Origin of the sequence: Candidatus Poriferisocius sp. (genome assembly GCF_965202595.1) — a bacterium.
Lineage (GTDB): Bacteria > Actinomycetota > Acidimicrobiia > Acidimicrobiales > Bin134 > Poriferisocius.
In genome coordinates, this window is sequence record NZ_OZ241836.1 from 426,951 (window position 1) to 448,826 (window position 21,876).

Below are 21,876 nucleotides of genomic sequence, written 5' to 3' on the forward strand. Positions count from 1 at the left end.
CTTTGGATAATGGGGCCATGATGATGAAACCCACGGAAAAGAAGCACACCGAGAACCGGAGATCCTCGACGGGGGCAGCCCCGCGGATGCGGGTCATTCCCGGTGAGGGTCAGGGGCCCGGCGAGGGGCCGGAGCAGGAGAGCGGCCCGGGTTGGAGCCTGGCGTTCGCTGAGATGGGCCGGCGGCTTGGGGAGGCCATCCAGGGCCGGGGGCTGGTCGTGCCCAACTTCCGCAGCCCACCTCGTGAGGTCGGTCGGCGCCGCTCGCTGGTTCGCCATGGCGATGGTTCGGCCACGGTCTCGGTGCTGGTCCGGAACCGGCCGTGGGTCGCGGTGATGTCCGACATGATCGAGGGGGTGGTGGTGGCCAATCGGCTGGATGGCATCCAGGCCGAGGCGCTGCGCGACCAGCTCTGGGCGGCGTTGGCCGGCGAGTCGCCGTCCCAGGATGCTGCGGCCTGAACCCGGTTGGGTCGGCAGCAGTTGTCCGTGGGGGATGGGCCGGTTGAGGAAATCGGCTAGGTAGGCGATCTCTGGGCAGCAGTTGTCCGTGGGGGATCGGCCTATGATGGGGGCACTGTGATCCTCACCGAGATAGACCATGTCGCCATCGCAGTGCACGACCTGGAGCAGGCCATCTTTTTCTACGAGTCGGCCTTCGGCGCTTCAGTGCTTCATCGCGAGGTCGTGGAGCACGACGGGGTGGAGGAGGCCTTGATCAGGGTGGCCGACTCCTATGTGCAGCTCACCACCGGCACTCGTGAGGATTCCCCCATCTCCAAGTTCCTGGCCAAGCGGGGCGAGGGAGTGCATCACATCGGCTACCGGGTGGACGACTGCGCCGCCGCCATCGAGTCGATGGTTGCGGCTGGGGCCACCCCCATCGATGCCGAACCCCGCCCCGGTTCTCGAGGAACCACCGTCGCCTTCATCCATCCCAAAGGTGCTCTCGGCACTCTGATCGAGCTGGTCCAGGAATAAGCCTCGATCCCGCGCCGTATCCTGGAACCGTGGCGGTACGGCGAGCAACGCTAATTGTCGAGGGTATGACCTGCGCGGCCTGCGTGTCGAGCGTCGAGCGCAGCCTGATCGAAGTTGAAGGTGTGGTCGAGGCCCGGGTCAACTATGTCTCGGGTCGAGCTTTGGTGACCTGCGATGAAGCCGTCGCCAATTCCCAATTGCGGGCAGCAGTGGCAGCCGCCGGCTATCTTGCTCGCCTTCCTGATGGTCTTGGTTCTGATGGTCTTAGCCCTGATGGCCTTGGCTCTGGTGATTCAAGCGATGGTCATGGCATCGGATCGGCCGAGCTGCGCCGGTTGATCCTGCCCGCAGGGTTGACGGTGGTGGTGGCGCTGGTGACGATGGTCGAGCGCCTGGCCTTCGATCTGGGTTTCCGGGCCTCGGACTGGCTGGCCGCGGCGCTGGCCGCGGGGGTGGTGTTCGGGTCGGGCTGGGGGTTCTTCCGCAGGGCGCTGAAGCAGCTTGATCACCGGACCGCCACCATGGACACGCTGGTGGCGGTGGGAACCGGGTCGTCGTGGGTCTGGTCAACAGTCGTGCTGGCCGCCCGGATCGGCGACGGCCACATCTATTTCGAGACCGGAGCGGTGATCGTGGTTCTGGTACTGGTGGGCAACCACCTGGAGCTCCGGGCCCGCCGGCGAGCCGGGGATGCCCTTCAGGCCCTGGCCGGTTTGGCCGCTCCGGTGGCCCGGCTGGAGGACGGGACCGATATGGCGGTGGAAGACCTGCAAGTGGGTACCCGGTTCGTGGTGCGCCCGGGGGAGAGGGTCGCCACCGACGGCGTGATCATCGACGGCGTTTCCGCGGTGGACGTATCCATGATCACCGGTGAGCCGGTCCCGGTTGAGGTCGGCCCCGGCGACAAGGTGTTCGGCGCCTCGGTCAACGCCAACGGGTCGCTGGTGGTGGAGGCCACCGCGGTGGGGGCCGGCACCACCCTGGCTCGGATAATGCAGTTGGTGGACCGGGCCCTGACCAACCGCACTCGCGTTCAGCGGCTGGCCGACCGGATATCAGCGGTGTTCGTGCCAGCGGCGATGGTGATTGCGGCGGGCACGCTGGTCGGTTGGCTGGCGGCCGCCCAGCCCGCCTCCGAGGCATTCACCGCCGCGGTGGCGGTTTTGATAGTGGCCTGCCCGTGCGCGCTGGGCCTTGCCACCCCGCTGGCGGTGATGGTCGGCACCGGGCGGGGATCGCAGCTCGGAATCATCATCAAGGGCGGCGAGATGCTGGAGGACACCCGCCGGCTCGACACCGTGGTGTTGGACAAGACCGGCACCGTCACCGAGGCCCGCATGCAAGTAGTGGGCATTACCGCGCCTGGCGGCGACCCCGAGACCCTGCTGGCTCTGGCCGCGGCGGTGGAGGCCCGCTCCGAGCACCCCATCGGTAGGGCCATTGCCGGTACGGCTGGGAGCAACCCGGGTTCTGCTGCCTATGGGGTCGGGAGCGGCCGGGAGGTGACCGGATTCGAGAATCGTCCGGGGGTGGGAGCGGTGGCCATGGTGGACGGCCTCGAGGTCAGGGTGGGGAAACGGACGCTCTTCGAGCAGGTGCCCGAGCCGGTGGCCGCCGCGGCCGACGAGGTGGAAGCCGGGGGCCAGGTTGCGGTGCTTACCGGCCGGGGGCCGGAGGCCGAGGCGGTTATAACCGTGGACGACCAGCTTCGGGATTCCGCCCCAGCCGCGGTGGCCGCTCTCAAAAAATTGGGTCTCGACACCGTGCTGCTGACCGGGGACCACTTGGTGCGGGCCCGGACCACGGCCGGTGAGCTGGGTATCGACCGGGTGGTGGCCGGTGTGGGTCCCGGTGGTAAGGCCGCCGAGATTGCCCGCCTCCAGAACGAGGGTCACCGGGTCGCCATGGTGGGCGACGGCATCAACGACACCCCCGCCCTCAGCCAGGCCGACATCGGCATTGCCATCGGCACCGGGACCGACGTGGCTTCCGAGGCCGCCGACATCACCATCATGGCACCGGATCTGAGAAGCGTGGCCGATGCCATTGCCCTGAGTCGCCGGACCATGAACACCATTCGCGCCAACCTGTTCTGGGCCTTCATATACAACACCGCCGCCATCCCCCTGGCTGCCGCCGGGGTGCTGGAGCCGATGTTCGCCGCCGCCGCCATGGTGGCCTCGTCGTTGTTCGTGGTAACCAACAGCCTGCGCCTCCGCCGCTTCCGGCGCAGCCAATAGCCAATATCGATCAGATGTCGCCGGTGAGGAAGGCCAGGAGCACCTGGTTGGTGAGCTTGGGATCCTCCTCGGGGATGAAGTGGCCGCAGCCTGCGGGTCGGGCCCGGTAGTCGGGGAAGTGATCGATGAAAGAGTCGGCGTAGGGGTTGCCGGTTGGGATGTGGTCGTCGGCGGGGAACCCGTCGGCGAACGCCTGGGGCATGAGGAAGCCCGAGTACAGGTACAGCGCGGGGTGGGGGTAGGTGCGGCCGAGGTCCTCGGGGCCGAAGATCGGGAACACCCCGAAGTCGGGGTGGCCGAAGATCAGGTCAGGATGGTGCCACATCTCGGCCACCTGGGCCGGGGTCCGGTACACCGGGTTGCCGCCGGAGTCGGGAAAATGAAACGGCAGGGCATCCCGGTAGTAGGAGACCGCGTGGAAGTGGGCACCGGGCTGGTCGAACGCCGATCGGTAGTGCTCCACATCCTGGGCGGTCCAGTACCGGGTGGGGTCCCAGCCGGCCATAGCCCTGCGGGGATCCTGGGTTTCGCCGGGATCCTGGGTTTCGGGGTCGGCTGGTGGTGCCTTCCACGGCGAGTGAGGCGGTGGTCCGTAGCTGCCCTCGACACCGCCGAAGATGGAGGAGATGAACTCCCCGGCATGGCGCTCCCAGAACTGCTCGGCCTCGGGCTCGCACTTGAACCAGTAGCCGTGGATGCCCCACGGGATCCACACCGTGCACAGGGTGTCCACCAGGCCCAGCCGGCGGAACCGGTCAGGATGTTCCAGGGCGGCCTTGAAGGCGATGATCCCGCCCCAGTCGTGGCCCACCAAAAAGCAGTGCTCAATGCCCAGGGCATCGATGAAATCGACGATGTCGCGAGCCAGCAGGTCACGGGTGACCCGCACCCGGGGTTTGCTGGTGCCGCCGTAACCCCGGGTGTCGGGGGCGTACACCCGGTAGCGCTCGGCCAGCACCGGGATCTGATGGCGCCACATGTGGGAGGTCTGGGGGAAGCCGTGCAGCAGAACCACCGGCGGAGCCCCCTCGTCGCCCGCCGCCAGGTAGTGGAACCGCAGGCCCGCGGTGTCGATGAAGCAGGATTCGATGGGATCGGGTTGTTTCACGTGTGCTCCTGTTTCACGGGTGTTCCTGTGAAAAGATACCCCCATGAGCATCGCCCCGAGGATCCTGCGCTTTGACGACATCGATTGGGTGGACGAGACCGCCAACCCCGATGCGCCCGCGGAGCTGGTCGCCAAGGCCCAGCAGCTCGGGGCCAGGCGCAAGCATGTGGCCCGGGGCGACGGGGGCTTCTGGTGCCAGTACACCACCCTGCCCGCCGGCTATCACGTACCTCCCCACAGCCACGATCAGAACGAGCTGCTGGTTGTGCTGTCGGGCGGCTGCCGGGTGTGGCCCGACGGTGCCGGCGGACCCTCGGAAAATCTGGGGCCCAGGGACTCGGTCATCCTGGCCGCCAACCACGAGTACTCATTTACTTGCGGCGCTGAAGGTATGGAGTTCTTCGTGCTTCGCCCCGGCGATTCTACGGCATCGTTCGATCAACCGTAGCCGGCGACCCGGAGCAGATGATTACAGGGATGAGCCGTATTTTGGGGAAGGGAAAATGATCTCGGGGATGAACGGTATTTTGGGGAAGGGAAAATGATCTCAGGAATGAACCACGCGGTGCTGTACGTGCGCGATGCCCGCCGCCAGCAGAAGTTCTACGCCGACGTGCTGGGGTTCGACACCGTCATTGACGAGCCGGGCCGCTTCGTGTTCATGCGAGCCCCGGTGTCGGCCAACCACCACGACATCGCCTTTTTCTCCATCGGCGACGGGGCGGAGCCATCGCCGGCCGGCCGCCGGTCGGTGGGCCTGTACCACATCGCCTGGGAGGTGGCCACCCTTGACGATCTGGCCGTGATGCGCCAAAGGCTCATGGATGCCGGGGCCCTTTACGGCGAGAGCGATCACGGGGCCAACAAGAGCCTCTACGCCAAGGACCCCGACGGGTTGGAGTTCGAGGTCATGTGGCTGGTACCGGCCGAGCACTGGGGCGACGAGGAGAATAAGGCCATAATCCGCCCCCTGGACCTGGCCCATGAGCAGCACCGCTTTGCCGGTATGGCTGCCAGCGACTAGGCAGGAAACCGGCATGGGGTTTTCCACGGCGACTGCTTCCAAAGGCGATTGCTTTCCAAAGCGACGGGGCAGGATGGCGGCGTGATACCTACCAACCAGTACTGCTACTTCTATGACGACGACCTGTTCGTGGGAACCGACCGGGAGGGCTTCCGCCGCCGGGTCATCAACGGCGACGGGTTGCAACTCTGTTTCTGGCGCATCGACGGCGGGGCGACCGGGTCGTTCCTGCACCGCCACGAGAACCACGAGCAGCTCGGCATCGTGGTGAGGGGCAAGCTCGATTTTCGCATCGGCGAGGATCCCGGCAGCCAGGATCGGGTGCTGCTGAGCGAGGGTGAGGCTTACCTGGCCCCCAGGGGAGTGTGGCACGGCGATTCGGTGTTCATAGGCGACGATGAGTACGGGGAGTGCTGGATTCTGGACGTGTTCACCCCGCCCCGCGACGACCTGTTGGCCGGCTGATTAGGCTGGTTGGCGGTGTGATTGGTTTGCGAGACCGGCTGATTGACGGTTTGATTGGTTTGCGAGGTGAGTGACTGGCGCCTGGCGGTTGATGTGGGGGGTACCTTCACCGACGCGGTGCTGCTGGATGCCGCCACCGGTGCGGTAACGGTGAACAAGGCCCTCACCACCCCGACCAACCCCCTCCAGGGGGTGCAGGCCGCGGTCGGTCACCTGCTGCGCAGCGCCGGGGTGGCACCCGGTGAGATAACCGCCCCTATTGTTCACGCCACCACGCTCATCACCAACGCCCTCATCGAGAACAAGACGGGCCGGGCCGCCCTGGTAACCACCAGCGGCTTTGGCGACACCCTCTTGATCCGCGACGAGCACCGTTACGACATGTACGACCTCCAGATCGAGTTTCCCGATCCCCCCATCGGCCGGGAGCTCACCTTCGAGATAGCCGAGCGGACCGCGGCCACCGGTGAGGTGCTGGTGGAGCCCCGAGCCGAGGCCATTGCCGCTCTGGCCGGCGAGCTGGGCCGGGCCCGGGTGGAGTCGGTGGCGGTGTGCCTGCTGAACTCTTACGTGAACCCGGCCAACGAGCGGTTGCTGGCCGGCGAGCTGGGTCGGCAACTGGGGGTGCCGGTGTGCGCCTCGGCCGACATCTCCCCCCAGATCAGGGAATATCCTCGCATGATCACCGCAGCTTGCAACGCGGCCACCATGCCGATCATCGGTCCCTACCTGGACGAACTCCAGAAATGGCTGTCGGCGGGGGGATTCGGCGGATCGGTGCTGATGATGCTGTCCAACGGGGGTGTCGTGTCGGCTGACGATGCCGCCGCCGCCCCGATCCGGCTGGTGGAGTCGGGTCCGGCTGCCGGTGCTCTGGCGGCGCGGTGGTTCGCCCGTCGGATGGGGGAGGATCGCCTGCTGGCCTTCGACATGGGGGGCACCACCGCCAAGGCCACCCTGGTTGCCCAGGGCGAGCCGGCGCTGACCACCACCTTCGAGGTGGCCCGGAGGTACCGGTTCAAGAAGGGATCGGGCTTTCCGGTGTCGGTGCCGTCGGTGGACCTGGTGGAGATCGGGGCCGGGGGTGGCAGTCTGGCCCACCTGGACGGGTTCAACCTGCTCAAGGTGGGTCCCGAGTCGGCTGGGGCCGATCCCGGCCCGGCCTGCTACGGGCGGGGCGGCGAGCAGGCCGCGGTGACCGATGCCGACGTGGTGCTCGGGCTGCTGGACCCCGATGCCTTCTTGGGGGGCGACATGCCGCTGGATCCCGGCCGGGCCGAGGCCGCGGTGGCGGTGGTGGCCGCCGGTCTGGGCCTGCCGGTGGTGGACACCGCGGCCGGTATGTACGAGGTGGTCAGCCAGAACATGGCTGCGGCGGCCCGCATGCACGCGGTGGAGCGGGGCGTGGATCTGCGAGGGGTGACCGTTCTGGCCTTCGGGGGGGCGGGACCGCCCCATGCCTGCCGGGTGGCCGAGTTGCTGGAGTCGAAGCGGGTGGTGTTCCCGGTGAACGCCAGCGTGCTGTCGGCCTTCGGAACCCTGGTGTCGCCGGTACGCATTGACCTGGCTCGCTCCATGCCGGTGAAGCTGGCCCTGGTGGACCCCGCCGAACGGGATGGCCTTCTGGACGAGTTGCGGCAGGAGGGCCGCCGGGTGCTGCGGGGAGCGGGCGTGCCCGAGTCCGAGATCAGCTTCCGCTACGGCATCGATGCCCGTTACGCCGGGCAGGGAAACGAGATCACCGTCTGGGTGGGCGACGGGCCGGCCTGGCCCGCCGGCGATGAGGAGGTGGTGTCGGCGTTCGAGGCCGAGTATCGCCGCATCTACGGCATGACCATCGACGACGTGGCCATCGAGGTGGTCACCTGGCGCTTGTCGGCTAGCGCCGAACCCGCGGCCATAGCCCCGGTCGACCCCGGAGTGGGTCCGGCCGCTGCCGGCAACCCGCCACAGCCGGCCTCGACTCGAACCGCGGTGTTCGGCCGCCGGCAGGCCCGGGTGGAGGTACCGGTGTTCCGCCGGGCCGATCTGGTGGTTGGCGCGGCCTTTGCCGGTCCGGCGCTGGTGGAGGAGCGGGAGACCACATCGGTCATTCGGCCCGGCTGGCGGGTGCGGGTGGCCGGCGATGCCAGCCTTGTTGCCATCCGGGAGGAGACATGACCCAAACTAACCACGATCCCATTGGGCGGTCGATGGACTCAAGCCCCCATGATCCCATTGGGCCATCGATGGACTCAAGCACCCACGGCCCCATCCGGCGGTCCATGGACCCAAGCACCCACGATCCCATCCGGCTGGAGATCTTGTGGCAGTCGCTCATCTCGGTGGTGAACGAGCAGGCCCGAGCGCTCCAGAGGGCGGCGTTCAGCCCCATCGTGCGCGAGGCCGGTGACTTGGCCAACGCGGTGTTCGACCGCCGGGGCCGCATGGTGGCCCAGGCGGTGACCGGGACCCCCGGCCACATCAACTCCCTGGCCATCGGGGCGGCCAACATGCTGGAGGAGTTCCCCCCCGAGACCCTCGAACCCGGCGATGTTCTGGTTACCAACGACCCCTACCTGACCGCGGGCCAGTTGCTGGACGTGACCGTGCTGGTTCCGGTGTGGCGCGTTCCGGCTGCCGGGGGCGATCCGGTGCCCATCGCCTACTTCGGCTCCACCATCCACCACACCGACGTGGGGGGCTACGGCATCGGCGCCGGGGCTCGCGACTGCTTCGAGGAAGGCCTTTGGATCCCCATTTGCAAGCTCATGCGGGGCGGTCGGCGCAACGAGGACGTGTGGCGGTTCATCCTGGCCAACGTCCGCCAGCCCGACCACATGGCCGGTGACCTGCACGCCCAGATGGCGTCGGGCGAGGTGGGGGCGCAGCGCCTGGCCGCCCTGTGCGACGCTCACGACCTGGACGACATCGAGGCGCTGTCCGACGAGATCATCGACCGTTCCGAGGCGGCCACCCGGGCCGGCATCGCCGAGCTGGCTGCGGGGGAGTACCGGGCCGATGCCGTGCTGGATCTGGCCGACGGCAGCCGCATCGACATCGTGTGCTCGCTGAGGGTGGACCCCGAGGCCGGGGAGATCCTGGTGGATTACTCGGGCACCTCCGAGGCCAGTCCCTGGGGCATCAACGTGGTTCGCAACTACACCCACGCCTACACCACGTTTACCGTGCGCTCGGTGATCAACCCCGAGATTCCCAACAACCACGGCAGCCTGGCCCCGATCCGGATGACCGCCCCCGAGGGGTCGATCGTGAACGCTGTCCGGCCTCAACCGGGCACCGCTCGCCACGTGGTCGGCATGTTCTTGCCCAACGCCCTGCTCAAGGCCCTGGCCCAGGTGAAGCCCAAGGACTCCATGGCCGAGGGGGCGGGCGCGGTTTGGACCATGCAGGTCAGCGGCAACCACGACGACGGCACCCCGTTCATCACCGCCATGTTCACCTACGCCGGAGGGGTGGGAGCCCGGGCGTCCAAGCCGGGCCTGGATGCCTGCTCCTATCCCACGGGGGTGAGCGCGGTGCCCCTCGAGGTGGTGGAGGCCTCCGCGCCGGTGCGGTTCCTGCGCAAGGAGTTGCGCCCCGGCTCCGAGGGGTCCGGAGCCCAGCCGGGGGGAAGGGGTCAGACCATCGAGTTCGGGGTGGACACCTCCCGCCCCTGGCTGCTCAACGCGGTCACCAGCCGCCTCTGCGAACCGCCCCAGGGGATTTTCGGTGGGAGTCCCGGCCGGGCGGGATCGTTCATGGTGAACGGCGAGCCGGTCACCACCCAGAGCCGCATCACCCTCAACCCCGGCGACATCGTGCGCCTCGACCTCCCCGGCGGTGGGGGCTACGGCTCCCCGCCCGAACCCGCCGATGAGTCCTGAACCTCCCGATAACTCGTTCGTTTCATCCCCGCCGGCGTTCGCCGATATGTGGAGGGGGACGGTTGATCGCCACCCCGATGCGGTGTTCCTGGTGTTCGAGCGGCCCGACGGCACCACCGCCACCTGGACCTACGAGCAGTTCGACACCGTGGTTGGCGGGGTTGCCGCCGGCCTGGTGGAGCGGGGGGTTGCCCCGGGGGGAGCGGTACATTTGGCTCTGACCAACACCCCGGAGTTCGTGGCCATCTGGTTGGCCGCCAACCGGTTGGGGGCGTGGATCGTACCGTCCGATCCCACCAGCAAGGCCCCGGAGTTGGCCGATCACCTCGGGCGCACGCGACCGCAGGCCGGTTTCTGCGCCCTCGACCGGGCCGATGTCTACCGCCGGGCCGCTGCCGCCGTCCCCGGCATGGCCATCACCGAGGTTAACGAGGACCGTGGCTCCATAGATGCCCTCCGGGGCAACGCCCGGGTGGACTGGCCAGAGCCCGACCCGCGGGACCGGGCGGCGGTGATGTTCACCTCGGGAACCACCGGGCGGCCCAAGGGGGTGGAGGTTACCCAGGCCAACTACGCCTTCAGCGGGTGGGTGATGGGCGAGCGGGCCGGGCTTGTGCCCGACGACCGTCAACTGGTGGTGCTGCCCTTGTTCCACGCCAACGCCCAGTACTACTCCTTTGCCGCGGCCATCTGGGCCGGGGCTTCGGTGGCGCTGATGCCCGCCTTCTCGGCCCGGGGTTTTCTGTTTCAGGCCGCTCGCCACCGGGCCACCTGCGCCAGCCTGTTCGCGGCTCCGATGAGGATGATCCTGGCCCGGGGTGCTCCCGTGGAGGGGGTGGCCCTGCGCCACTGCTGGTATGCCCAGACCATCGCCGATGACCAGTACGAGACGCTGGCCGCCTGGCTCGGATGCCGCCCCCGCCAGTTGTACGGCATGACCGAGACCATCCCCGCGGTGCTCACCGAGCCGGCGGCAAACCCGGTGCCCTCGTCCATGGGCCAGGTCACCCCCGGCTGCCGGGTGATCGTGCGCGACGGGGAGATCCTGGTGGGGGGCGAACCCGGGTTGACCCTGTTCGCCTCCTACCTCGACGACCCGGGGACCACCGGGGATTCCTTCACCGCCGATGGCTGGTTCCGCACCGGTGATCGGGCCCGTGTGGATGCCGGCGGTCGCCACTACTTCGCCGGTCGCCACAACGATGTTCTCAAGGTGTCGGGCGAGAACGTTTCGGTGGTGGAGGTGGAGTTGGTGCTGGCCGCCCACACCTCGGTGCTGGAGGCCGCGGTGGTGGGTGCCCCCGATCCGGTACGCGACGAGGTGCCGGTGGCTTTCGTGGTGCCCGCCGATCCGGCTCGCCCCCCATCCGTGGAGGAGCTCTCATCGTGGTGCCGGGAGCGGCTGGCCAAGTCCAAGCAGCCCCGGTCGTTTACGCTCTTGGACGAGTTGCCCCGAACCAGCGTCGGCAAGATCCGCAAGTTCCTGCTGAAGCAAAAGGCGGAATCGGTATGACCATGTTCACTCAAGAGCTTTTGGCATTATGACGATGTTCCTGCTGAAGCAAAAGGCGGAATCGGTATGACCATGTTCACTCAAGAGCTTTTGCAGTCCTTCGAAGGCTCGGTGACTGATGTGGCCACCGCTTGCACGCTTCCCCCCGAGCTGTACACCTCCGAGGATTTTCTGGCCTTCGAGCGCCGGGCGCTGTTCGAGCACGAGTGGTGCTGTGTGGGGGTGGCCGGTCGCATTCCCGAGCCGGGAGACTGGTTCACCACCACGGTCAGCACCGAGCCCGTCATCGTGGCCCGCCACAAGGACGGCAGCATCCGGGCCTTCTCCGCCATCTGCCGCCATCGCGGCATGCAGGTGGCTGAGGGGCAGGGAAGCGGCCGCACCTTCCGGTGCCCCTACCACCACTGGAGCTACGGGCTGGACGGTCGGCTGCTGGGGGCCCCGGCCATGGAGCGCACCGCCGGCTTCGACAAGTCCGATTGGGGGCTGCCCAACCTGGCGGTGGAGGAGTGGCACGGGTTCGTGTTCGTCAACTTGGATCCCGATGCCCCGCCGCTGGCCCCCACCCTCGAGCGCTACCAGCCCTACGTGACCAACTACGAACTCGACAATTGCGTATGCCCCGGCACCTTCACGCTGACCGACCTGCCCTGGAACTGGAAGGTCATGTTCGAGAACTTCAACGACGGTTACCATGCCAACCGCCTCCACCAGGTGATCCAGGACTTCTGCCCCTCGGAGATGGCCCGGTTCCCGGTGCCGTGGACCGACGACTCCAACGTGATCTTCAGGGAGAACGGCTACACCCACATCGACGGCGGGTTCAACGCCACTCGCAAGGCCCTGTTGCCGGTGTTCCCCAAGCTCACCGAGAAGGAGCGGTGGCGGTCCACGTTCGCGCTGATCCCCCCCACGCTGTGCTTCGGTACAGCCCCCGATATGGCCTTCTTCTTCATCGTGCGGCCCACCTCGGCCGAGACCATCGACGTGGAGATCGGTTACCTTCTGCATCCCGGCTCCATGGAGCACCCCATGTTCGAGCACCTGTTCAAGGCCAGCGACGAGGGCGTGCAGGTATTCGTGGCCCAGGATCAGGACGCCACCACCAAGGTGCAAAGGGGTCTGCGGTCGCGCTACGCGGTGCGGGGCCGCTACTCCTGGCAGGAGGAAACCCACGTACAGTTCAACCGCTGGCTCGTCCAGCGCTATCGCCGGCACTGGCCGCCAGGCAATACAGTTCTCAGGTAACTGTCGTTCGAACCAATACAGTTCTCGAGTAACGATGGTCGTTCGAGCAAATACAGTTCTCAAGCAATGGTCGTTCGAGCAAATACAGTTCTCAAGTAACGATCACCCAAACAGGAGGGAACCAATGACCAAACCAACTGGGGGCCGTTTCCGGCTTTTGATCCTGCTGGCAGCTCTGCTGGCGGTGCCCGCCCTGATCGCCGCCGGCTGCGACAACGGTGGCGCGGCGACGGATATGGAGATGCAGGCGCTGCTGGACACTTTCGATGCCAACGGCGACGGCACCATCACCATCGGGGTGGCCGCTGCCGGTCCCCGTGACGATCAGGGCTACTACCAGGCGCTGGTGGACTTTGCCGAGAAGTTCTCTGCCGACAACGGTTTTGCTGCCCCTATCGTGAGCGACAACATCGGTTCGGCTGAAGCAGCCCAGGCCATGTCCGATCTGGCCTCCCAGGGGGTGGACATGATCCTGGTGGGGGCCAGCGAGATCGCCGAGCCCCTGCCCGATCTCACCGAGCAGTATCCCGACATCTTCTGGTACTGCAACTGCGGGGCCGGGTTCGACGAGATCGCCGGGCTGGCCCAGGCAATCGACTGGGGAGCCCCGATCCACTACACCGCCGGTGTGGCCATGGGCGCGACTCTGGTCGACCACGGCGGAGACACCGCGGTGTTTCTGGGGTGCTGCGACCTGCCCTTCGAGGTGGAGGCTTACAACGCCACCGTGGCCGGCCTCCAGTCGGTGGATCCCTCGTTCACCATGGAGTACGTGTCCACCGGCGATTTCCAGTTCGATTTCGACAACGCGGCCAACGCCACCGCTGCGCTCACCAACGCCATAGCCGAGGATGCCAGCCTGGTCTACGCCTACCTGGGGGGCGCGCTGAACCCGGTGGGCCAGCTCGCCACCGAGAAGGAGATAGCGGTGTTCGCGGCCGGTCCTGCCGACATCTGCTCCCGCGAAGACGGCATCAACTGGACGGGCAGCATCGTTTTCGATGGGGGGCGCTACGCCCAGGAGTCGCTGCCGCTCATCATCTCCGGAGAGCTCGTGGAAGGCCAGAAATACCAGTTCCCAACCGAGCGGGGTTTCAACGGTGCCGAGCTGTGCGATGCCTCCCCGGAGGCCGAGGCGATGCTGGCCCAGGTTTTCGAGGACGTAGCCACCAACGGTGAGTTGCTGGGCATGCTCGGCGGAATATCGGGTGCCGCCTACGGCGGAGGGTGACCCACGCCACGACCGGAAAGGCAGATGCCGGGGGGCAGGCCCTCCCGGTGCCTGCGGTCGAACTCTCGGGAATTACCAAGAGTTTCGGCAGCATCGTGGCTTGCGACGACGTTGACTTGCGCCTGCACCGGGGCCGCATCCACGGCATCCTGGGCGAGAACGGAGCCGGTAAGTCCACGCTCATGAAAGTGCTCATCGGCCTGGTGCTGGCCGATGCCGGAACGATACGAATCGATGGTCGCCCCTGTGCGATTCATGATCCCTCGGCCGCTGCCGCTCTGGGCATCGCCATGGTTCACCAGCATTTCAGCCTGGTGGACGAGCTGGCTGTCTGGGAGAACGTCGCGCTGGGAGAACAAGGAAGGCTGAATCCGGCCGAAGTGCGAGATCGGGTGGCCGCCATCAGCAGCCAGTACGGTTTGGAGGTAGATCCCGGTGCTCGGGTGGGCGATCTAACCGCCGGGTTGCGCCAGCGGGTGGAGATCATCAAGTGCCTGCGCCGTGATCCCCACATCCTGGTGTTCGACGAGCCCACATCGGTGCTCACCCCCGGGGAGTCCGAACAGCTTTTCGACACCTTGCGCGAGGTGGTTGCCGCAGAAGGCCGGGCCGTGGTGCTGGTGAGCCACAAGCTGGATGAGGTGCTGCACGCCACCGACGAGGTCACCATCATGCGCCAGGGTCGGGTGGTGGGCCGGATGCCCACGGCGCAGGCCGATGCCCGAAGCCTGGCCCGAGCCATGGTCGGGCGGGATGTCATGTTGCGTTCCGAGAGATCGGCCTTAGGTCTGACCCAGGTTGCCGAGCCCGGCGGTGAAGGCACCGATCCCGCCAGCCGCGCCTTGGCCGGCGATCGGACGGAGGCCGTTGGGGCAGCAGCCGGCGAGCCGGTCCCCGATGCCCGAGTTTTGGCCGGCGATCAGGTTGGTGCCGGTGGGGGAATGGATCGCGAGCCGGTCCCCGATGCCCGCGCCTTGGCCGGCGATCAGGTTGGTGCCGGTGGGGGAATGGATCGCGAGCCGGTCCTGCGGATAGAGGATGCCACGGTAAGGGGGCGGGGCGGGGTGATGCTGCTGGACGGCATCAACCTGGATCTGCGCCCCGGTGAGATCGTGGGGGTGGCGGGGGTGGAGGGCAACGGCCAGCGTACCCTGGGAGATCTGCTTTCCAGCCTGGTTTCGCTGGATGCCGGTCGGGTGGTGGTCAATGGCACCGAGGTTGCCGCCGGCTCGCCCGGGGCCATGGCCGCCGCCGGGGTGGCGGTGATACCCGAGGATCGCCACGACTCCGGGGTGGTGCTGGACATGACCGTGGCCGAGAACCTGCTCATGGTCGACCCGCACCGGCTGGCCAGGTACGGGGTGATGAACCGCCAGAGCGTGTTCGAGATGGCTCAGCGGATGATCCACGAGTTCGACATCGGTTGTACCGGCCCCGATGCCCCCCTGTGGTCGCTGTCGGGTGGCAACCAGCAGAGGGTGGTTTTGGCCCGTGAGCTGGCCGCTGAGCCCGATGTGCTGCTGGCCGCCCAACCCACCCGAGGGTTGGACGTGGGGGCGATCGAGTACATGACCGAGCGGTTGCGCCGCACCGCGGCCACCGGGGTGGCGGTGTTGCTCATCTCCAGCGAGTTGGAGGAGATCCTGGATCTGGCCGACCGGATAGTGGTGATGTCCCGGGGCCGGATCGTTGGCGAGGTGGGTGGGGCCGAGGCAAACCTCGAGACCCTGGGTCTTTTGATGGGCGGCAGCCGCGCATGACCAGGGGGGCGAGGGGCCGGGGCAGCCATTTGACTGGGAGCGCGAGGGGCCGGGGCAGCCATTTGACTGGGAGCGCGAGGGGCCGGGGCAGCCGCGCATGATCAGGGGGGCGAGGGCGGCTGAGTGGGTGGGGCTGTACGCCGCCAGCGTGGTTGCGGCTCTGGTTCTGGCCGGGGTGATCGTGGAGGCCACCGGGGGTGATTGGTGGCCGGTGATGGAGGCCCTGGTGGATGGCAGCATCAGGGCCCCCGGCCGCTGGGGGGAGACCCTGGGGGTGGCCGTGCCCCTGCTGCTGGTGGCTCTGGGCACGGTTGTTTCGGCCAAGGCGGGTTTGATCAACATCGGCCAGGAGGGGCAGGTATTGATGGGGGCGGCGTTCGCCGTCTACTTCAGCTTCCTCATCGGCGGCCCCGGCCCCCTGAATCTGGTGGTGCTCATGGCGTTCGGTGCCCTGGGCGGGGCGGTTTGGGCTTCGGTGGCCGGGCTGCTGCGCTTCTGGCGGGGAGTGCCCGAGGTTCTGAGCACGTTGCTGCTGGTGACCGTGGCCACCCAGGCAGTCGGTTACGGGCTGAAGCAGGAGTGGTTGCTGCTGGCGCCGGGGGCCAATCGGGGGAACCGCAACCAGGTCAGCCGGCAGTTGGCCGGTGACAACCGGATACCCCGCTCCGATGTGTTCGGCAACGAGTTTCCGATCACCGTGTACGTGGCGGTGGCGGTGGCGGTGGTGACGGCTTTCGTGCTGGGCCGCACGGTATGGGGCTTCCGGCTGAGGATGCTGGGGCACAACGCCCGAGCCGCCCAGCGGTCCGGGGTGTCCTCCACTGTGTACGGGGCGGCTGCTCTGGCCATCGGTGGCGCTCTGGCGGGTTTGGCCGGGGCAGCCATGTTCGCCGGGGGCGGCTTCTCGTTCGGCAACTATCGGCTGGTGCCGGGGTTCTCCGACAACATCGGCTGGACAGGGCTGCTGGTGGCGCTGGTGGCGCGGGAGCGGGCCCTGGCCGCGGTGGTGGTGGCGTTCGTGTTCGCCGGTTTGCGCACCGGGGCCGGGTTCGTGAACAGCACCGGGGTGGAGAGTCGTATCACCGATGTGGTTCAGGGACTTCTGGTGCTGGCCCTGCTGGTGCCCCCGGCGGTGATATTCCTGAGGGATCGCCACAGAGCCCGAGCCGCGGCAACGGAAAGGGTGTGATGTTGTGTTGATCGCGGCAACGGAAAGGGTGTGATGTTGTGTTGATCGCGGCAACGGAAAGGGTGTGATGTTGTGTTGATCGCGGCAACGGAAAGGGTGTGATGTTGTGTTGATCGACTTCTTCTCCGCGGTGGGGGACATCTTCACCAGCGAGTCCACCTACATCAACGGGGCGCTGTTCGCCGCGCTTTTGGGTTTCGCCGCTACCGGGGAATGGGTGGCCGAGCGGTCGGGCACTTTGAACATCTCGGTGGAGGGGATGCTGCTGAGCGGGGCCTTCGCCGGCGCTCTGGGTTACCACCTCACCGGGTCGGTGGCCGTGGCCATGGTTTTCGGGGCTATGGGCGGGGTGCTCATCGCCGCCGTCCAGGCCGAGATGAGCCACCGCCTCACCGCCGATCAGTTCGTGGTCGGCCTCACCCTCAACATCTTGGTCTTCGGCCTGGCCGGGTTCTTGGACCGCGAGATCGACCCCAAGGCCACCTTCGCCTCGACGGTGGAGATCCCCCTTCTGGCCGACATCCCCCTGGTCGGCGAGGCGCTGTTCGCCGAGCCGTGGCCGTTCTACCTGCTGTACGGGTTGGTGCCGCTGTCGTGGTGGCTGGTGTACCGCACCCGCTGGGGCCTGGAGCTGCGGGCCGCGGGCGAGAACCCACAATCGGCCGATGTGAGCGGTATCGACGTGAACCGCCGTCGCCGCCAGTCCATCTACTACGCCGGGATAACCTCCGGGCTGGGAGGGGCCTACTTCGTGTTCGCCCGGCTGGCCACCTTCGACGACTCCATCATCGGGGGCCGGGGCTTCATCGCCATCGCCGCGGTGATCTTCGGCGGCTGGACTTTGTGGGGCACCGTGGCCGGTTGCATCCTCTTCGCCGGTGCCCTGTCGTTCAGGCTGTCGGTGCAGGGCCTGGGCTACGAGATCAACACCGAGCTGCTGCAAGCGCTGCCGTTTCTGGTAACCATCGGGGCCATGGCCATCTTCGCCCGCCGAGTAAGACCCCCCACCGCCCTAGCCCGCCCCTTCATCCGCGGCCTCAAATGATCCAGTCACTATGGTTGTTGGAGAGCTTGTGGGCGGCTACGCTCCAGAGTTACTAGCATCATTATGAAAGAGGTGGCATGAGCAGGAGCGATCCGGAGCAAATATCTCTTTTCGAACCTTCAGTCTGTCTGAGCGAAAGAGCTGAATACTTCAAACAGCAACTGATAACTTACATCGGAAACAAAAGGCTACTGTTAGGTCCAATAGCGGATGCTCTGAAACAAGTTCAATCAGAAACTGGAAACAAAAAGCTTCAACTTTTTGATGCTTTCTCTGGGTCTGGAGTTGTTTCGCGACTTTTTAAGTCCTACGCTTCCCGCCTAGTAGCAAACGATCTTGAGCCATACGCTGGTGTTATTTCGCGATGCTTTTTGGCAAATGAAACAGAAATAGACCTTAACATAATCAAATCTGTTGTAGAGTCTATCAACGACCTGACAGAAGAAAATTTGGCATCTTATCCAGGGATAATTGAGCGTTTGTATGCGCCTTCAGACGACAACTATATTAAGCATGGTGAGCGCGTTTTCTATACGAGAGATAATGCTAGAAGGCTGGATAAACTCCGATTGTTGATTGAGCAACAAAATAAGGACTACAGGAACTTGCTCTTAGGCCCACTGCTCTCATCAGCATCTATACATGCAAATACTGCTGGTATATTTAAGGGGTTTTATAAGGATAAGGACACCGGAATTGGTAAGTTTGGTGGCTCTGGGTCAGATGCACTATCTAGAATCAAAGGGAAGATAAAGTTGGAAGTACCAGTGCTAAGCAAGTTTCAAACTGAATTTGAAGTTTATCAAGAAGATACCAATAAGTTGATATCTGATGTAGGGGATTTTGATCTCGCATATTTTGACCCTCCTTATAACCAGCACCCGTATGGTTCAAATTATTTTATGTTGAACTTGCTGGTAGACTATGTTGAGCCAACAGATATATCCGTAGTGTCAGGTATACCTTCAGACTGGAATCGTTCGCTGTATAATAAAAAGAAACATGCTTTTGAGCAATTATCTGATGCAGTTGCAAGAGTAGATGCAAAGTATGTTCTTTTGTCGTTCAACGATGAAGGCTTTGTTAGTACTAATTTGCTAAGAAACTTTTTGTCCAAAATCGGAAAAATGACAGAATTACAAATTAAGTACAATACCTTTAGGGGGAGCAGGAATCTAAATTCACGTAAGATCCATGTGACGGAGCATTTATTTCTAGTCAGGAAATACTAGATTATGGCAAGGAAGTCCGACCTTAGAGAACAGCGAACTGGGACGGTCTTAAACATGACCTCAAAAAAACAGGAAACAGATTTAGGAGTTGCTCTTAAGAATGTGGTAGATAGGCTTAGTGAGAATTTCAAAGTCAGATTAGAACATACAGCACAATGGAAACTGGTAGACATAGTTTCATTGCTGCGCAGCAGCTTTACTGATATAGAATTTTACTATCATTTTGATACTTCAGCTATGAAACCAGATGGTGGCATACTTTCAATTCTGGATAGCGAAGGAACCGCGCGACCTATTCTCATCACAGAGGTAAAGAATCAGGGAACCAATGACTTACGAACAGCGGAAGGAAAGCCAAGACAAGCAAAGGGCAACGCGATAGAACGATTGGGAAAGAATGTAATTGGATTCCGTACGGCTATGATGAATGAGTCAATAGTGCCCTTTATTTGTTTTGGTTATGGGTGTGACTTCGCGGATGAAAGTAGCATTTTGGACAGAGTATCTACGATTGCTATGTTCGGGCCTCTCAATACAATAAATGTTGTGAACCAAGGTGAGTCTGGGTTATTCAATCGTGGCAGTTTCTTTTTCCGAGAAACGCCTTTGACAGTGCAAGAAATGGCTAATTCGATGTATGAAGTAGCATCTAGAGCGATTTACTATTATTTTGCCCGCTATGGTGAAGATAAGTTCCTGTTTAGCTGACACTGTTTTGTCAATGAAGGCAATAAGGTATAACGAGTTCGGGGGGCCTGAGGTGCTTCGTTACGAGGAGGTGCCTGACCCGGAGCCCGGTCCGGTGGATGTGGTGGTGGATGTGGTGGCGGCTGCGCTGAACCGGCTGGATGTGGTGCAGCGCAACGGTTGGTTCACGATGCCCGGTTTCGCCTTGCCCCACATTGCGGGAATGGATGTGGCCGGGGTGGTGTCGGAGGTGGGTGCCGAGGTGGATGGCATCGCGATTGGTGATCGGGTGGTGGTGGATCCGTCCCTGGCCGGGGTTGATAACCGGTCCGGGTTGGGGGGTCGGGGCGACCTGTACGGTGAGTTGGGCATCATCGGTGCCACCGCCGATGGGGGTTACGCCGAGCGCTGCCTGGTGCCGGCATCACACGTTTACCCGATGCCGCCGGCCATGGCCATGGACACCGCAGCCACCTTCCCCACCTGCTACCTCACCGCGGCTCATGCCCTCTTCGAGGTGGGGGGTTTGGCGGCGGGGGAGACGGTGATGATCCACGCCGCCGGGTCGGGGGTGTCGGTGGCGGCCATCCAGTTGGCCACCAATGCCGGGGCGGTGGTGCTGGCCACCGCGGGTACCGATGAGAAATGCGAGCAGGCTCGGGGGCTGGGTGCGGCCCATGCCCTGAACAACCGGACCGGTGACGTGGCCGCCTGGGCAAGGGAGCTGACCGATGGAGCCGGCGTGAACATGGTGTTCGACCACGTGGGTAGCGCCCTGTTCGGCCCGTCGCTCTTCGCGCTGGGCATCGGCGGGCGGCTGGTCAACTGCGGCAACTCCTCGGGTGATGAGGCCGTCATCCCCTCGCTCGGCTACTTGTTCCACTCCGGCATCAAGATTTTGGGCTCCGACCCGTACCGTCCCGAGGAGTTCGGCCCGGTATGGAACACGTTCTGCGAGGGCGAATTCACGGCGGCGGTGGATTCGGTGTTCGACCTGGCCGATGCCGCCAACGCCCAGATCAAGATGCTGGCCAGCGACTTCTTCGGCAAGATCATCCTGAAGCCTTGAGCGGTTGACAAGTGGTTGATTCTCCTTATCCGGAGCTGAAGAAGTCGCACGTTCCGCAGCGGGTGGGGCGTCCGTGGAGCGATCACAAACCGCTGCCGTCGGCTCCGGTGTGGGCGGTGATCGGCGGGTTCGGCTCGTTCCATGTGCTGGTGGCCGCGCTGGAGTTGGGGGTGTTTGATGCTCTGGTTGATCGGGGGGCCACCGCCGGCATTATCCCGCTGGTTACCGCTGGGGAACTGGCCGATGATCTGGGAGTGTCGGCCCCACATTTGGAGGCGCTGCTGGATTCCCTGGTGGTGCTCGAGCTGCTGGAGCGGGCTGGTGGCCGATACGGTTTGAACGACACCGCAGCCCGCTATCTCACCACCGATGGGGCGGCTTCGATGGCTTCGCTGGTGCCGGTGGCCCCCGGCCCGCTGGCCAACTGGTCTCAACTGGCTGCCACCATTCGGGCCGGTAGCCCCGACCACCCTATAGACGACAAGCCCACCGAGTTCTACCGCGCCCTGGTGGAGGGCACGTTCACGACCATGCTTCGGGCCGCCACCCGGGCCGACCTCCAGGTTCGTTACAGTGCGATGGGCAGCCCCCGGGTGCTGGACCTGGGCGCGGGAGGAGCACCGTGGACCATCGCCGTGCTCCGAGCCTGCCCGGGGGCAACAGCGGTGGTGAACGATCTCCCCGATGTGCTTGATGTGGCTTTGCATAAAACAGCCGAGCATGGTGTTGACGAGCGGTGCGAGTTCCGTCCCGGCGATTTCCATACCGTCCCCATTGAGCCCGAGGAGTACGACATCGTGGTGCTGGGCCACGTGTGCCGCACCGAGGGCCCGGAGGGTGCTCGCAGCCTCATATCAAGAGCATGGGAGGCGCTGCTCCCCGAGGGACGCGTGCTGGTGGCCGACTATTTCGTGGCTCCCGAGCCCAAGTGGAGCCCTCACAGCGTGTTGATGGGCATGACCATGATGGCCAGCACTATCAACGGGTTCCCCATAACCGCCGCTCAAACCGCAACCTGGCTGAGAGAAGCAGGCTTTGAGGCTCTTCGACTGATTGAACCCATCGGCCACCAGTACGTCTACACCGCCACCAAATAAGGAAATATAATTAAAATGGGAATTATATACTTGGGTTGACACACCCCTTCTGAACTGGGGTTTTGTAAGTTGTAACATGGTCTACGGCAAGCATTTTCAACCCAGGTATGTAATTCCCCTTG

The 21,876-nt window shown here is 64.6% G+C and carries 19 protein-coding genes; 18 read left to right on the forward strand and 1 reads right to left on the reverse strand.

What is annotated here, in order from left to right:
* The first annotated feature begins 17 nt into the window (after positions 1–17).
* From ACOGXC_RS02300 to ACOGXC_RS02310, 3 genes are all read left to right on the forward strand, one after another.
* Positions 18–461, forward strand: a complete 444-nt coding sequence (locus tag ACOGXC_RS02300; RefSeq protein ID WP_419919112.1) for a hypothetical protein — start codon at positions 18–20, stop codon at positions 459–461.
* Between the two features lie 117 nt (positions 462–578).
* Positions 579–980 carry a methylmalonyl-CoA epimerase gene (mce, locus tag ACOGXC_RS02305; RefSeq protein WP_419919113.1) on the forward strand — a complete coding sequence of 134 codons (402 nt, stop codon included), beginning with the start codon at positions 579–581 and terminating at the stop codon, positions 978–980.
* Between the two features lie 29 nt (positions 981–1,009).
* Entirely contained in the window at positions 1,010–3,220 is a 2,211-nt protein-coding gene (locus tag ACOGXC_RS02310; RefSeq protein ID WP_419919114.1) for a heavy metal translocating P-type ATPase, read from the forward strand.
* A gap of 10 nt (positions 3,221–3,230) precedes the next feature.
* On the opposite strand, the gene ACOGXC_RS02315 is transcribed toward ACOGXC_RS02310, so the two are convergent.
* Positions 3,231–4,328 carry an alpha/beta fold hydrolase gene (locus ACOGXC_RS02315; protein WP_419919115.1) on the reverse strand — a complete coding sequence of 366 codons (1,098 nt, stop codon included), beginning with the start codon at positions 4,326–4,328 and terminating at the stop codon, positions 3,231–3,233.
* A 43-nt stretch (positions 4,329–4,371) separates the two neighbouring features.
* On the opposite strand from ACOGXC_RS02315, the gene ACOGXC_RS02320 reads away from it, so the two are divergent.
* The 15 genes from ACOGXC_RS02320 to ACOGXC_RS02390 all read left to right on the forward strand — a co-directional run bounded on the left by ACOGXC_RS02320 (position 4,372) and on the right by ACOGXC_RS02390 (position 21,754).
* Positions 4,372–4,776, forward strand: a complete 405-nt coding sequence (locus ACOGXC_RS02320; RefSeq protein ID WP_419919116.1) for a cupin domain-containing protein — start codon at positions 4,372–4,374, stop codon at positions 4,774–4,776.
* A gap of 93 nt (positions 4,777–4,869) precedes the next feature.
* The gene (locus ACOGXC_RS02325; RefSeq protein WP_419919117.1) at positions 4,870–5,352 is read left to right on the forward strand and encodes a VOC family protein; all 483 of its coding nucleotides are present in this window, start codon (positions 4,870–4,872) and stop codon (positions 5,350–5,352) included.
* Positions 5,353–5,433: 81 nt separating this feature from the next.
* Positions 5,434–5,817, forward strand: coding sequence for a cupin domain-containing protein (locus ACOGXC_RS02330; protein WP_419919118.1), 384 nt, complete (start codon positions 5,434–5,436; stop codon positions 5,815–5,817).
* 66 nt (positions 5,818–5,883) lie between these two features.
* Complete coding sequence (locus ACOGXC_RS02335) at positions 5,884–7,977, forward strand: hydantoinase/oxoprolinase family protein (protein WP_419919119.1); 2,094 nt, start codon at positions 5,884–5,886, stop codon at positions 7,975–7,977.
* Positions 7,978–8,081: 104 nt separating this feature from the next.
* Positions 8,082–9,683, forward strand: a complete 1,602-nt coding sequence (locus ACOGXC_RS02340) for a hydantoinase B/oxoprolinase family protein (RefSeq protein ID WP_419919120.1) — start codon at positions 8,082–8,084, stop codon at positions 9,681–9,683.
* Positions 9,673–11,196 (forward strand): class I adenylate-forming enzyme family protein, encoded by a 1,524-nt coding sequence (locus ACOGXC_RS02345; protein WP_419919121.1) that lies wholly within the window; start codon positions 9,673–9,675, stop codon positions 11,194–11,196. The genes ACOGXC_RS02340 and ACOGXC_RS02345 overlap by 11 nt, the downstream gene beginning before the upstream one ends.
* A gap of 66 nt (positions 11,197–11,262) precedes the next feature.
* Positions 11,263–12,444 carry an aromatic ring-hydroxylating oxygenase subunit alpha gene (locus ACOGXC_RS02350; protein ID WP_419919122.1) on the forward strand — a complete coding sequence of 394 codons (1,182 nt, stop codon included), beginning with the start codon at positions 11,263–11,265 and terminating at the stop codon, positions 12,442–12,444.
* Positions 12,445–12,568: 124 nt separating this feature from the next.
* Positions 12,569–13,675 (forward strand): hypothetical protein, encoded by a 1,107-nt coding sequence (locus ACOGXC_RS02355; protein ID WP_419919123.1) that lies wholly within the window; start codon positions 12,569–12,571, stop codon positions 13,673–13,675.
* Positions 13,672–15,435 (forward strand): ABC transporter ATP-binding protein, encoded by a 1,764-nt coding sequence (locus tag ACOGXC_RS02360; RefSeq protein WP_419919124.1) that lies wholly within the window; start codon positions 13,672–13,674, stop codon positions 15,433–15,435. The genes ACOGXC_RS02355 and ACOGXC_RS02360 overlap by 4 nt, the downstream gene beginning before the upstream one ends.
* Before the next feature lie 97 nt (positions 15,436–15,532).
* Positions 15,533–16,624, forward strand: a complete 1,092-nt coding sequence (locus ACOGXC_RS02365) for an ABC transporter permease (protein ID WP_419919125.1) — start codon at positions 15,533–15,535, stop codon at positions 16,622–16,624.
* A 106-nt stretch (positions 16,625–16,730) separates the two neighbouring features.
* Positions 16,731–17,669, forward strand: a complete 939-nt coding sequence (locus ACOGXC_RS02370) for an ABC transporter permease (RefSeq protein WP_419919126.1) — start codon at positions 16,731–16,733, stop codon at positions 17,667–17,669.
* 77 nt (positions 17,670–17,746) lie between these two features.
* The gene (locus ACOGXC_RS02375) at positions 17,747–18,901 is read left to right on the forward strand and encodes a DNA adenine methylase (RefSeq protein ID WP_419919127.1); all 1,155 of its coding nucleotides are present in this window, start codon (positions 17,747–17,749) and stop codon (positions 18,899–18,901) included.
* A 54-nt stretch (positions 18,902–18,955) separates the two neighbouring features.
* Positions 18,956–19,609: an EcoRI family type II restriction endonuclease gene (locus ACOGXC_RS02380; protein ID WP_419919128.1), complete on the forward strand. Its 654-nt coding sequence runs from the start codon at positions 18,956–18,958 to the stop codon at positions 19,607–19,609.
* Positions 19,610–19,622: 13 nt separating this feature from the next.
* The gene (locus ACOGXC_RS02385) at positions 19,623–20,657 is read left to right on the forward strand and encodes a zinc-binding dehydrogenase (RefSeq protein ID WP_419919129.1); all 1,035 of its coding nucleotides are present in this window, start codon (positions 19,623–19,625) and stop codon (positions 20,655–20,657) included.
* A gap of 11 nt (positions 20,658–20,668) precedes the next feature.
* A complete protein-coding gene (locus ACOGXC_RS02390) occupies positions 20,669–21,754 on the forward strand; it encodes a methyltransferase (protein WP_419919130.1) in 1,086 nt (361 codons plus the stop codon).
* The last annotated feature ends 122 nt before the right edge of the window (positions 21,755–21,876 follow it).